We start from the raw sequence: 12,964 nt of genomic DNA, 5'->3' as shown, positions 1-12,964 counted from the left end.
GGCTTATAAACAAGGGTTAATAGTCTCATTATTAAATATATCGCATTTTGAAACGGAAATTTTAAAAATTATATCGATATATTTTCAGTTTTAAATTAAAAATGTACCTTTGCAAAAAATTTTTGAAACCTAAAATTAGATACAGTTTTAATAATGATAATTTCCAATAAACCAGTTCAGTACTTATTAGTTACCTTATTAGCACTTACTTCGTCGATAAATTTCGCATCAACGCCTGTTGACAGTGTTTCTGCAACACACGAAAATGTCGAATTAGCAGAAGGAAGTCATGCAGAGACAAACGGCCACGGAGAAACTGTTGCTCATAAAGTTGAAGAAGAGTTTAACGCTAGTGAATTAATCAATGCGCATACTGGAGATGCTCACGATTTTCATATTGCTGACTGGGATGGTCATCCAATCTCTTTTAGCCTTCCAGTTATTTTATGGACTGCAAATGGTTTAGAGATTTTTTCATCTGCAAAATTTCACCACGACAATTCAGGAGAACATGTAGTTGATATCAATGGTCAAAAATTTGTTCGTTATAAGGAAATAATTTTTTACGCTGACAAATTTGAAGGATTGTCACAAGATGTAAAAGATAACGGAGCTTTTGCTTTTGATGCAAGACCTTTAGATTTCTCTATTACAAAAAATGTTTTCTCAATGTTAATGTCGGCAATTATTTTGTTTGTTATGTTTTTTGCGGTTGCAAGATCATACAAGAAAAACGACAAAGCACCAACAGGATTGGCTGGATTTTTAGAGCCGCTTGTAACTTTTGTTAGAGACGAAATTGCTATTCCTAATATAGGAACAAAAAAGTATGCTAAATACATGCCGTATCTTTTAACTATCTTTTTCTTTATCTGGATTAATAACCTTATCGGTTTAATTCCATTCTTCCCATTCAGTTCAAACTTAACAGGAAATATTTACTTTACATTTGTAATGGCATTTATCACTTTTGTAGTTACAACTTTAAGCGGAAACAAAAATTATTGGGGACATATTTTTAATACACCAGGAGTTCCTGTGTGGTTAGCTCCAATTATGATTCCTGTAGAAATCATCGGAATGCTTACTAAGCCATTCGCGTTAATGATTCGTTTGTTTGCAAACATTACTGCAGGGCATATTATTATCTTGAGTTTAGTTTCTTTAATCTTCATATTTAAATCAGTTGCAATTGGACCAGTTTCTGGAGCATTTGTACTATTCATGAGTGTATTAGAGATGTTAGTTGCTGCATTACAAGCATATGTATTTACATTGCTTTCAGCATTATTTATTGGTCAGGCTGTTGAAGAGCACGATCACCATTAATCAGAGTTTTTTTAATTATTAACTATATAAATTTATTATTATGATATTAGCTGGAATCGGAGCTGGATTAGCTGTAATTGGTGCAGGTATTGGTATTGGAAAAATTGGTGGTTCTGCAATGGACGCTATTGCTCGTCAGCCAGAAGCTGCTGGAAAAATCCAGACTGCTATGATTATTGCTGCTGCACTTATTGAAGGGGTTGCTCTTTTCGCAGTAGTTGTTGCGTTAATCGCAAAATAATTAAAACTTAAAACTTCCTGCAGCGGTTGGCTTCAGGAAGTTTTTTTAAAAAAAACGACAAACAATTTTTAAACATATAATGTTATGCAATTAACTTCACCGGAAAGTTTAATTTTTTGGACAACAATTATCTTTATTGTTTTCTTTATTCTTTTAGCAAAATTTGCTTGGAAACCAATTTTAGGAGCTGTAAAAAGCCGTGAGGAATCTATCAACAATGCGTTAGCTTCAGCAGAAGCTGCTCGCAGAGAAATGGAAAACTTAACTGCAGATAATGAGCGTATTTTAAAAGAAGCTCGTGCAGAACGTGATGCTATGTTGAAAGAAGCACGTGAAATGAGAGAGCAAATTATTGCTGATTCTAAAAACGATGCACAAGAGCAAGGTCAAAAATTAATTGAGCAAGCTAAAGCGGCTATCGAAAGTGAAAAAAATGCTGCAATGGCAGAATTGAAATCACAAGTTTCAAGTCTATCTTTAAGCATCGCTGAAAAATTATTGAAAGAAGAATTATCTAACAAAGAATCTCAAACTAAATTAGTAGAGAAAATGTTAGGTGACGTAAAGTTAAACTAAGATTATGGCAAGTACAAGAGCAGCAATTCGTTATGCAAAAGCAATTCTAGACTTAGCAAACTCTAAAGGTGTTGCCGAAGCTGTAAATAACGATATGAAATCAATTGCATCAGCGATTGAAAATAATTCAGAATTAAGCGCATTTATTCAAAACCAAACTACAAAAGTTGAAGTTAAAGAAAGTGCTCTTTTAGAGGTTTTTGCAAATGTAAATGGTGTAACTAAAGGTTTATTTCATTTATTATTCGAAAACAAAAGATTTGAAATTCTAGATGCAATTGCAGTAGAATACAATAAATTATTTGACGAAAGCAATGGAGTTGAAACTGCAAAAGTTACAACTGCAATTCCAATGGATGCTGCATTAGAAGCGAAAGTTTTAGCTAAAATTGCAACTTTGTCAGATAAGAAAATTACAATTGAAAATATAGTAGATCCTTCAATTATTGGTGGATTTATTTTAAGAATAGGTGATAATCAATACAATGCATCTGTTGCAAACAGATTGCAAGTATTAAAAAGAGAGTTAAGTAATTAGTTTTATTACACATAAAAGTGTCTAAATTATAAATTAAGATGGCGGAAATCAAACCTGCTGAAATTTCAGCAATATTAAGAAAGCAAGTAGAAGGTTTTGAATCTGGTGCTACGCTGGAGGAAGTAGGAACAGTACTTCAAGTTGGAGATGGTATTGCTCGTGTTTACGGGCTGTCTAATGTTCAATATGGTGAGTTAGTAGAATTTGATAACGGTATGGAAGGTATCGTATTGAATCTTGAAGAAGACAATGTTGGTGTGGTACTTTTAGGACCATCAACAGGAATTAAAGAAGGATCTACTGCAAAAAGAACTCAACGTATTGCTTCTCTTAAAGTAGGTGAGCAAATGGTAGGACGTGTAGTGAACACTCTTGGTTTTCCAATTGACGGAAAAGGACCAATTGGTGGAACATTATATGAAATGCCTTTAGAAAGAAAAGCACCTGGTGTTGTATTTCGTCAGCCAGTAACTGAGCCATTACAAACTGGAGTAAAAGCAGTAGATGCTATGATCCCAGTAGGTCGTGGACAACGTGAGCTTGTAATTGGTGACCGTCAAACAGGTAAATCAACTGTTTGTATCGATACAATCTTAAATCAAAAAGAATTTTACGATGCAGGAAAACCTGTATTCTGTATATATGTTGCAATTGGGCAAAAAGCTTCAACTGTAGCAGGAATCGCAAAAATGTTAGAAGAAAAAGGCGCAATGGCTTATACAGTTATCGTTGCTGCTAATGCTTCTGATCCAGCTCCAATGCAAGTTTATGCTCCTTTCGCAGGTGCTGCAATTGGTGAGTATTTTAGAGATTCAGGTCGTCCAGCACTTATCGTGTATGATGATTTATCTAAGCAAGCTGTTGCTTACCGTGAGGTTTCTCTTTTGTTAAGAAGACCACCGGGACGTGAGGCTTACCCTGGAGACGTTTTCTACTTACACTCTCGTTTATTAGAGCGTGCTTGTAAAGTAATCGCTGATGATGGTATTGCTAAAAGCATGAATGATTTACCAGATTCTATCAAGTCTATCGTAAAAGGTGGTGGTTCATTGACTGCATTGCCAATTATCGAAACTCAGGCTGGTGACGTTTCTGCATATATTCCAACAAACGTAATTTCGATTACAGATGGTCAGATTTTCCTTGATGGAGATTTGTTCAACTCTGGAGTTCGTCCTGCAATTAACGTAGGTATCTCTGTATCTCGTGTTGGAGGTAATGCTCAGATTAAATCAATGAAAAAAGTTTCTGGAACTTTAAAATTAGACCAGGCTCAATTCCGTGAATTAGAAGCTTTCGCTAAATTTGGTTCTGACTTAGATTCAGTTACATTAAACGTAATTGAAAAAGGAAAAAGAAACGTTGAAATCTTGAAACAAGGTCTTAACGATCCTTATACAGTAGAAAATCAAGTAGCTATTATTTACGCTGGTTCTAAAAACTTATTAAGAAACGTTCCTGTAAATAAAGTAAAAGAATTTGAAGCAGATTTCTTAGCTTACTTAAACAGTAAACATAAAGATACGCTTAACGCGTTGAAAGCTGGAAAATTAGATGACAACATTACTGATGTTATCGAAAAAGCAGCAAAAGAAATTTCAGCAAAATATAACTAATTAGATAATTGGTAAATTAGATAATTAGAGAATGTTTTCACATTAATCTAATTATCTAATTTTCAAATTGTCACATTTTCTAATTAATAGATGGCAAATTTAAAGGAAATCCGTAATAGAATTACTTCCGTTTCATCGACGATGCAGATTACATCGGCAATGAAAATGGTTTCTGCTGCAAAGCTTAAGAAGGCACAAGATGCAATCACTGCAATGCGTCCTTATGCCGAGAAGTTAACGGAGTTACTGCAAAATCTTTCGGCTACACTTGAAGGTGAAGTTGGAGGAGATTACACAACACAACGTGAAGTAAAAAAAGTATTGCTTGTAGCTATAACTTCAAATAGAGGTTTATGTGGTGCATTCAATTCAAATATTATTAAAGAAGTTAAAAATCGTACTGATTTTTACGCTGGAAAACAAGTTGATGTTTTTGCTATTGGTAAAAAAGGAAACGATGTTTTAAGCAAAACTCATAAAGTTCACGGTCATCATAACGCAATTTTTGATCATTTAACTTTTGAAAATGTTGCTGGAATTGCTGATAATTTGACTGAAAAATTCGTTTCTGGAGAATATGACAGAATCGAGTTAATCTACAATCAGTTTAAAAATGCTGCGACTCAAATCGTTCAAACAGAACAATTTTTGCCTTTAGCACCTTTAAAATCTGATGTATCAGTTTCTGCTGGAGATTATATTTTCGAACCTTCAAAAGAAGAAATTGTTTTGACTTTGATTCCTAAGTCTTTAAAAACACAATTATACAAAGGTATTCGCGATTCATTTGCTTCAGAACACGGAGCACGTATGACAGCTATGCACAAAGCAACTGACAACGCAACAGAATTAAGAAACCAGTTAAAATTAACGTACAACAAAGCACGTCAAGCTGCGATTACAAACGAAATCTTAGAGATCGTTGGTGGAGCAGAAGCTTTGAACGGATAATTTAATAATGAAATACTAAAAGAGCCGACAATTACTTGTCGGCTCTTTTTTTGTATAATAGTTTTGTATTTTCTAGTTAACTTATAAAATGGTGATTCTCAATTTACCCTAAAAATTGAGAACCATTACCATTTTATAAAATTATTGAACAGATTTATCACCTCTGTCTGCTTTGTCTTTTATGGGAACAAACTAGCTTTATTAGTCCCAATGCTTTGCTTTTTTAGGGTTGCGTTGTAGCTTTTCTCATTCCCTGTACAACAAAGTTATCAAGAAGACTCCTAGAAAAATTACAAAATTTTTTCTCTTTATTATAGATTTAACATGTTTGCTTTTTATCTTCTTATACAGAGAGCAAAAAAAATAAGTATTTTTGAAGTCTATTTTTATATTATGAATTTACAAATACGTGAGCTTACTTCGATAGAAGAGATGTTGGACCAAATCGACACAATGAGATTTTTATACCCAATGATTACGGTAGAAAAGTATAAATCGTTTCTCCTTGAAATGGTGCCTCATAATTATATTCAAATTGGTGTTTTTCAAGATGAAACTTGTGTAGGACTTACGGGCTGTTGGTCTGCCACTAAATTATGGACAGGGAAATATCTTGAGATTGACAATTTTGTTGTAAATCCAGAATACCGCTCTAAAGGAATTGGTAAATTATTAACTGATTTTATTGAACAAAAGGCAAAAGCATTAGGTTGCAGTAGTATAGTTCTGGATGCTTTTACGGGAAATTTTGGCGCTCATCGTTTTTATTATAATCAAGGATACAATCCAAAAGGGTTTCATTTTGTAAAAATCTTAGACGAAAGTAAAATAACGAAATAAAATAATAGTTAAGCTTTTATTGAACCTTCAAAAGCATTATTAAACCAAAGAATTGGTTATTTTTGTTTCACGAACTTTATTACAAACTATTTTGGGATTATATAAAAATCTATTCAAACAAACTGCGATTTATGGACTGGCAACGGTTTTACCCCGAATGCTTAGTTTTTTACTGGTCAGATTATATACAGGTATTTTGCCAACAGCTGAATATGGTGAGGTTTCGATTGTTTTGTCTTGGATGGTTTTCTTTAATGTAGTACTTTCCTACGGAATGGAAACGGCTTTTTTTAGATTTTACAGCGCAGAAGAAGACAAGAAAAATGTAATTGCGACATCTACAATATCAATATTTTGGTCGTCAATAATCTTTTTATTTGCTGCTTTAATATTTAGAAATACCTTGGCAGCTTGGGCAGAAGTTGATGTACAGTATATAACGTATTCTGTTTGGATTTTAGTTTTAGATGCTTTGGTTTTAGTACCATTTTCTAAGTTAAGAGCCAATCAGCGTCCGATGATGTATGCGGCTATTAAAATTGGAAATGTTATCATTAACTTATTGCTGAATATTTTCTTTTTGATTTATTTACCTAAACTGGCGGCTTCAAATCCTAATTCAGTTTGGGATAACTTATATGTAGAAAATTTCCAGATTGCTTATATTTTCATTGCCAATCTGCTGGCAAGTTTAGCCACGTTTGTTGTGCTTTCACCAAATTATATGTCGCTTGGTCGAAAATTTGATCCTGTGCTTTGGAAAAAAATGATGAAATACGGTCTTCCAATTTTGGTTGCCGGTTTAGCATTTGCCGTTAACGAGCATTTTGATAAAATTTTGTTGGGTTATTTATTACCTGAGAATTTAGCAAAATCTGAAGTTGGAGCTTATTCTGCGTGTTATAAATTAGGCTTGTTTATGGTTTTGTTTGCAACAGCTTTTAGATTAGGAATCGAACCGTTCTTTTTTAGCCATGCAAAAAACGCCAATGCCCCTCAAACATATGCAGTTATTACAAAATACTTTGTGATTTTAGGCTCATTGATTTTATTAGGCGTAATTGTTTTTGCTGATGTCTTAAAGTATCTTTTGTTAGATAATAAATCCTATTGGGAAGCTATGAAAGTGGTGCCCTTAATTATTTTGGCAAACTTCTTTTTAGGAATCTACAACAATTTATCAGTCTGGTATAAACTTACAGATAAAACAAAAATTGGAGCTTATATTTCGATAGTTGGCGCAATAGTAACATTAGTTTTAAACTATTTTTTAATTCCAAAATACAGTTATTACGGATCAGCAATTGCTACTATTTCAGCATACGGAAGCATGATGTTAATTTCCTATGTTTTAGGAAATAAATATTACCCGATACCATACGATATGAATAAGATATCTGCTTACTTAGGAATTTCGATTGTGTTCTCGGCAATTTCTTTCTATGGCTTTAGAGAAAATTATTTCGTTGGCATCCCGTTGCTTTTAGGCTTTATGTACTTTGTTTATCATAATGAAAAAGAGACTATTAAAGGAATCATGAAAAAGTAGAAATTACTTTTTTAATTATTTAAAATATAAAATGAAAATACAAATTATCAATAAATCACAGCACGATTTACCTAACTATGAAACTATTGCTTCTGCAGGAATGGATTTGCGTGCTAATTTAACTGAATCAATTACGCTAAAACCTTTAGAAAGAACAATTGTAAAAACAGGACTTTTTATCGAATTACCAATTGGCTGCGAAGCACAGGTAAGACCAAGAAGCGGACTGGCTGCTAAAAAAGGAATTACAGTTTTAAATTCTCCAGGTACGGTTGATGCAGATTATAGAGGAGAAATAGGGGTAATTTTAGTAAATTTATCAAATGAAGAATTTGTAATCGAAAACGGAGAACGAATTGCACAATTAATTATTGCGAAACACGAAAGAGCTGAATGGATCGAAGTCGAAGAACTTTCTGAAACTTCAAGAGGTGAAGGCGGTTTTGGCAGTACAGGAGTAAAATAGTTTTTAGTTTTACATTATAGAATCTAGAAGCACATTAATTTCTAGCACTTTTAAAGTGAAATGAAAAATCTTACTAAAGAATATTCACGGGCTTTATCATAAAAAAAATTAAACCAAATCAATGAAGATTTAAATCTTCACGAAACAAATAAAAACAAAAAATGAAAATAATAGTTCCAATGGCTGGCCGCGGATCGAGACTTAGGCCACATACTTTAACCGTTCCAAAACCATTAATTCCAGTTGCAGGAAAATCAATCGTGCATCGTTTGGTCGAGGATATTGCCAAAATTTTAAAAGAGCCTATCGAAGAAGTCGCTTTTATATTAGGAGATCCTGCTTTTTTTGGAGATGATCTTGTAGCAAGTTTAGAAGATTTGGCAAAAGGGTTAGGAGCAAAAGCATCTATTTATCGTCAAGATTTGCCTTTGGGAACAGGTCACGCTATTATGTGTGCAAAAGAATCTCTTTCTGGTCCTGCAGTTATCGCTTATGCGGATACTTTAATTAGAGCTGATTTTGAATTAGATCCTGAGGCAGATGCTGTAATTTGGGTAAAACAAGTAGAACAGCCAGAAGCATTTGGTGTAGTAAAGTTAAACGCAAATAATGAAATTATAGAATTGGTTGAAAAACCAAAAGAGTTTGTAAGTGACTTAGCGGTTATTGGAATTTACTATTTCAAAGAAGTTAGTGATTTGAAAAATGAATTACAAGGCGTTTTAGATAATAACATTCAAAACGGAGGAGAATATCAAATCAACGACGGTATCAAAGCAATGATGGCCAACGGAAAAGTTTTTAAAACAGGAAGCGTTGACGAATGGATGGATTGCGGAAACAAAGATGTAACCGTTGAAACAAATACCAGAATGTTGGGATTTTTACATAATGATGGTGAACATTTAGTTGACTATGATGTAAAACTAGAAAACTCAACCATCATTCCACCTTGTTATATTGGTGAAAATGTAGTGCTTAAAAACACGACGGTTGGTCCGAACGTTTCAATTGGCAAAGGATGTCACATAACGGATAGTGCAATTAAGAACAGTTTAGTACAGACTTATTCTCAAATAAAAAATGCAAATTTAGACAATGCAATGATTGGAAATCATGTAAGTTATGATGGTAAATTTACCAGCATCAGCATTGGAGATTATTCTGTTTTAGAATAAAAATAAGTTTCAAAAGGTTCTTTTTGGTTTAAAAATGAAAATATAAAAAGAATGAAAAAAGGCGTTTTAATAATTTTATTTATCGTTTTGCTTGGCAATTCAAATGTGGTTTTGGCTCAAACTGAACCAGAAGATATTGCTATGGCAACAGATGATTATCAAGATGCTTTTTATGAATCTTTAAAACAAAAAGGAATTGAAAATTATGATAAAGCAATAGCATCATTAGACAAATGTATCAAACTAAAACCCAATGATGCTGTTGCCTATTTTGAATTAGGGAAAAATTATCTGGCTCTCAAAGATTATAAAAATGCACAGGATGCATTTGAAAAAGCCACACAATTAAACCCAAAAAATAAATGGTATTGGTTAGGAATTTACGATGTAAGTTATGAAACCAAAAATTATCCGCTTGCAATCGAAACGATTCAGAAAATTATGGTTTTTGATGAAGAGTATAAAGACGATTTAATATCGTTGTATATGATCACAAACCAATTTGATAAAGCTTTGACTGCTATTAATGAAATGAACGATAAGTTTGGAAAATCTGAAGATCGTGAAAGATACAAAATACAGATTTTATCGCAGGGAAAATATCAGGATGCTGCTATTACCAATTTAATAGATCAGATTAAGAAAAATCCAAAAGAAGAATCCAATTACGTTAATTTGATTTTTTTATATTCAAAAGCAGAGGAAACAGATAAGGCATTAGATATAGCAAAACAATTATCAAAAGAAATTCCAGATTCAGAATGGGCGCAGGTAAGCTTATTCAAAGTATATCTAGATGCCAATCAGGCAGATAAAGCGATAAAGGCGATGAATATAGTTTTGTCAAGTTCAAAAATTGACTCAAAAATTAAACATCGTACCTTAAATGAATTTTTGATTTATGTTACTAAAAATCCTCAGTATGCACCTGATTTAGAAAAGGCAATTGCATATTTTGATAACGATAAAGAAATTGATGTAGCAAAAGAAATTGGCAAATTTTATCATGGAAAAGGACAATTTGAAAACGCAATTAAGTATTACGAGAAAGATCTAAGAACAAACTCAGAGACAGATCGTGAAACTAATCTGCTTTTACTTGATGCTTATACACAGGCAAAACAATTTGAGCCAATGACAAAAAGAGCGATGAATATGATAGAAGTTTATCCGAGTCAGCCTCAATTTTACTATTATGCAGGACTAGGAAATAATCAGCTGAAACAATTTAAAAACGCAAAAACCGTTTTAGAAATGGGACTTGATTATGTTGTTGATGATAAAAAGCTCGAAGCAAATTTTAATATTCAACTTGGTGAGGCTTACAATGGATTGGGAGATGCTAAGAAAAAAGAGGAATACTTTTTGAAAGCAAATGAGTTATTAAAACAAAAATAATAAGGAGAATAAAATGAAAAAATATATTGTATTAGTATTGATGTCCGTTTTTGTGATTTCATGTAAATCAAAACAGGCAGCAGTACAAAACAACACTGTAGTCGAAACGATTACAAAAAAAGATAAAAAAGCAATAGAGAAGCATTACGAAAACAAACTAGATTTTTCGACTCTCTATATAAAAGCTGCTGCGAAGTATGTAGATGATAAACAAAGTCAAAACGTAACTGCCGAAATAAAAATTGAAAAAGACAAACAGATTTTAGTAAGCGTTCGGTTTTTAGGAATTACAATGGCGAAAGCCTTGATTACCCCAACCGCAGTAAGTTATTACGAAAAAATAAACAGTACTTATTATGAAGGTGATTTTAGCAGTTTGAGTAAATGGCTTGGAACGGAATTAGATTATAACAAAGTACAGAATTTGTTAATTGGAGAAGCTTTTGATGATTTAAGAAAAGGCGAGTATACACAGACAATTGTAGAAAATCTTTTTCGCTTAGAAGATGAAAAGGATGAAAATATAAAAAAGGCATTCTATCTAGATCCTGAGAAATATTTGCTTCAGAAAGAAGAAATCACACAAGCATCTGAAAACAGAAAGTTAGAAATTAATTATTCTGACAGTAAAACTTTTGCCCAAGGAACAATTCCAACAACACTTACAATTAATGCTGTGCAGCCAAAAGGAACAACCAACATTAATTTAAATTATAACAATATTTCGTTTAACGAGGAACTTTCTTTTCCGTATAGCGTACCGAGCGGTTATAAAAAAGTTTTAATTAAGTAAATTTGCAAAAAGAAAAAAGAAACATGCCAAAATTTCTCCTCAGCCTAATTTTTATTTGTGCCACAACTTTTATGTGGGCGCAAGATTCACAGCAAGAAAAACTTGAACAGCGTAAAGCGCAGATTCAGCAAGAAATTAGAGATAATGAAAAAATGCTGCAATCAGTAAAGAAAAAAGAAAAATCGGCTGTAAATGTGTTTTTAATTCAGGCGAATAAAATCAAATTAAAAGAGAAATTAATCAATACTACCGCAAAGCAGGAAAAACTGTTAAGTAATGATATGTATATTAATCAAGTTAAGGTTAATAAATTAAAAAAGGAGCTGGAAGTTTTAAAAGCAGATTATGCTAAGATGATTTTAAAATCGTACAAAAGCCGTTCTGAGCAAAGTAGAGCAATGTTTATTTTGTCTTCAGAAAGTTTTTTACAAGCTTATAAAAGAGCACAATATTTAAAACAATATACTAATTTTAGAAAAAATCAAGGTTTAGAAATCGAGTCTAAAACCGCACAATTAGTTGATTTTAATGCAAGGTTAGACGGGCAGAGACAGGTTAAGAAAAAAATTATTGCTGAGAACGAAAAGGAAAAACAAAGTTTAGAAGTTGAGAAAAAAGAACAGCAAAAATTAGTTAACTCAATTAAAAAAGACAAGAATAAAATTATTGCTGATACAAGAGCGAAACAGCAAGAATCGAGAAGAATCGACGCTAAAATTAAAGAACTTATTCGTGAACAAATTAGATTAGCGAATCAAAGAGCCGAGGAAGAGAGACGTAGAAGAATCGCAGAAGGTAAAGCCAGTGAAGCAGAGAAAGCAGAGGCAGCAGCACCTAAAAGTTATTCATCAGATAGAATTGCATTAACGCCGGAAGGTAAAATTTTGGCTGCCGATTTTAAAGCAAACAGAGGAAAATTACCTTGGCCGGTAGAGAAAGGATTTATATCTCTTGGTTACGGAGATCAACCGCATCCATTGTATCCATCATTGACTGTTCATAATTCAGGAGTAGAGATTACTACTGAACAAGGAGCAAGCGCACGTGCGGTGTTTGAAGGAGTGGTATCCAAAGTGATTGCCTTATCTCCTGTAAACAGAGCCGTTTTTATTCAGCATGGAGATTTCTTTACCGTATATCAAAATTTAAGTTCCGTGTCTGTTGAACAAGGTGATAAAGTAAAAGTGAAACAAGTTATTGGAAAAGTTAGAACTAGTGGAGACACAGGAAAAACAATTATTAAATTCCTGATTCTTCAAAATACATCAAATAACAATCCAGAAGGATGGCTGCAAAATAGGTAGTTTAGCAGTACTATAAAAGGAGCTGATTAAATATTAGCTAAAAGAAAACCTTTTCATTGGCGTAATACCAGTGAAAAGGTTTTTTTATTTGCTTACATTATCAGGGTTTTCAATTAAAACAGTGTTTAAACCAGATTGTATAGCGGAATTTTGAATAAGAAATTCGGTTTTTACAGTTTTGAATC

Annotated in this window: 13 protein-coding genes; all 13 read left to right on the top strand. The window is 32.8% G+C overall.

Annotated features, from left to right (window positions below):
- Positions 1-153 precede the first annotated feature (153 nt).
- The 13 genes from atpB (at position 154) to ACHRV0_RS02795 (ending at position 12,779) form a co-directional block, all read left to right on the top strand.
- Complete coding sequence (atpB, locus tag ACHRV0_RS02855; protein ID WP_395439836.1) at positions 154-1,329, top strand: F0F1 ATP synthase subunit A; 1,176 nt, start codon at positions 154-156, stop codon at positions 1,327-1,329.
- A gap of 40 nt (positions 1,330-1,369) precedes the next feature.
- On the top strand, positions 1,370-1,570 hold the full coding sequence (gene atpE, locus ACHRV0_RS02850; RefSeq protein WP_111422948.1) for an ATP synthase F0 subunit C: 201 nt from the start codon (positions 1,370-1,372) through the stop codon (positions 1,568-1,570).
- An 84-nt stretch (positions 1,571-1,654) separates the two neighbouring features.
- A complete protein-coding gene (locus ACHRV0_RS02845) occupies positions 1,655-2,146 on the top strand; it encodes a F0F1 ATP synthase subunit B (protein WP_089053556.1) in 492 nt (163 codons plus the stop codon).
- Positions 2,147-2,150: 4 nt separating this feature from the next.
- Positions 2,151-2,684, top strand: coding sequence for an ATP synthase F1 subunit delta (gene atpH, locus ACHRV0_RS02840; protein WP_089053557.1), 534 nt, complete (start codon positions 2,151-2,153; stop codon positions 2,682-2,684).
- A 38-nt stretch (positions 2,685-2,722) separates the two neighbouring features.
- Entirely contained in the window at positions 2,723-4,300 is a 1,578-nt protein-coding gene (atpA, locus tag ACHRV0_RS02835) for a F0F1 ATP synthase subunit alpha (RefSeq protein ID WP_129023315.1), read from the top strand.
- Positions 4,301-4,390: 90 nt separating this feature from the next.
- Positions 4,391-5,251, top strand: coding sequence for an ATP synthase F1 subunit gamma (atpG, locus tag ACHRV0_RS02830; protein WP_129023314.1), 861 nt, complete (start codon positions 4,391-4,393; stop codon positions 5,249-5,251).
- Between the two features lie 393 nt (positions 5,252-5,644).
- On the top strand, positions 5,645-6,091 hold the full coding sequence (locus tag ACHRV0_RS02825; RefSeq protein WP_395439835.1) for a GNAT family N-acetyltransferase: 447 nt from the start codon (positions 5,645-5,647) through the stop codon (positions 6,089-6,091).
- A gap of 91 nt (positions 6,092-6,182) precedes the next feature.
- Positions 6,183-7,640, top strand: a complete 1,458-nt coding sequence (locus ACHRV0_RS02820; RefSeq protein ID WP_129023312.1) for a lipopolysaccharide biosynthesis protein — start codon at positions 6,183-6,185, stop codon at positions 7,638-7,640.
- Positions 7,641-7,671: 31 nt separating this feature from the next.
- Positions 7,672-8,106 (top strand): dUTP diphosphatase, encoded by a 435-nt coding sequence (gene dut, locus ACHRV0_RS02815; RefSeq protein WP_129023311.1) that lies wholly within the window; start codon positions 7,672-7,674, stop codon positions 8,104-8,106.
- A 161-nt stretch (positions 8,107-8,267) separates the two neighbouring features.
- The gene (locus ACHRV0_RS02810; RefSeq protein ID WP_395439834.1) at positions 8,268-9,284 is read left to right on the top strand and encodes a sugar phosphate nucleotidyltransferase; all 1,017 of its coding nucleotides are present in this window, start codon (positions 8,268-8,270) and stop codon (positions 9,282-9,284) included.
- A 51-nt stretch (positions 9,285-9,335) separates the two neighbouring features.
- A complete protein-coding gene (locus tag ACHRV0_RS02805) occupies positions 9,336-10,682 on the top strand; it encodes a lipopolysaccharide assembly protein LapB (RefSeq protein WP_129023309.1) in 1,347 nt (448 codons plus the stop codon).
- A gap of 13 nt (positions 10,683-10,695) precedes the next feature.
- Positions 10,696-11,475: a DUF4292 domain-containing protein gene (locus ACHRV0_RS02800; RefSeq protein WP_089053562.1), complete on the top strand. Its 780-nt coding sequence runs from the start codon at positions 10,696-10,698 to the stop codon at positions 11,473-11,475.
- 23 nt (positions 11,476-11,498) lie between these two features.
- The gene (locus ACHRV0_RS02795) at positions 11,499-12,779 is read left to right on the top strand and encodes a murein hydrolase activator EnvC family protein (protein WP_395439833.1); all 1,281 of its coding nucleotides are present in this window, start codon (positions 11,499-11,501) and stop codon (positions 12,777-12,779) included.
- Positions 12,780-12,964 lie beyond the last annotated feature (185 nt).

The organism is Flavobacterium sp. FlaQc-30, from assembly GCF_044005885.1.
Taxonomy (GTDB): Bacteria; Bacteroidota; Bacteroidia; order Flavobacteriales; family Flavobacteriaceae; genus Flavobacterium.
The sequence above is the reverse complement of the archived record's forward strand: the minus strand, read 5'-3'. Positions and strand labels throughout refer to the sequence as shown.